Annotated in this window: 1 protein-coding gene; it reads right to left on the bottom strand. The window is 46.7% G+C overall.

Translation table 11 applies throughout. From position 1 onward, the window contains the following. Window positions 1–15 precede the first annotated feature (15 nt). The coding region (locus M3175_RS26165; protein WP_251524632.1) for a hypothetical protein at window positions 16–411 on the bottom strand (396 nt) is incomplete at its 5' end.

The raw sequence follows: 411 nt of genomic DNA, 5'->3' as shown, positions 1-411 counted from the left end.
AATATTCTAACCTCATTAGTTAGGAAGTACGTGGCTGACCGCATCACGCTCGTCAGCCAATTCAGTTTCGGTGGCTTTCATTTGTTCTTGTGAGAAAGCCGATGAAACGTCTAGCCCTTCAACGATTTTCCAATCGCCATTTTGGCAAGTACATGGGAATGAAGAGATAAGACCTTTTTGGATGCCATATTCACCGTTTGAGTAAACACCCATAGATACCCAATCATTCTCGTCGGTGCCTAGTGCCCATGAACGAATGTGTGCAATCGCAGCGTTTGCAGCAGATGCCGCTGATGAGGCACCACGTGCTTTAATGATGGCAGCGCCACGTTGTTGTACGTTAGGGATATAAGTACCTTCGTACCAGTCACGTTGTACTTGCTCTAGGGCAGGTTGACCTTTTACCGTAGT

It is taken from the genome of Robertmurraya korlensis (assembly GCF_023715225.1).
Classification (GTDB): Bacteria; Bacillota; Bacilli; order Bacillales; family Cytobacillaceae; genus Robertmurraya_A.
The sequence above is the reverse complement of the archived record's forward strand: the minus strand, read 5'-3'. Positions and strand labels throughout refer to the sequence as shown.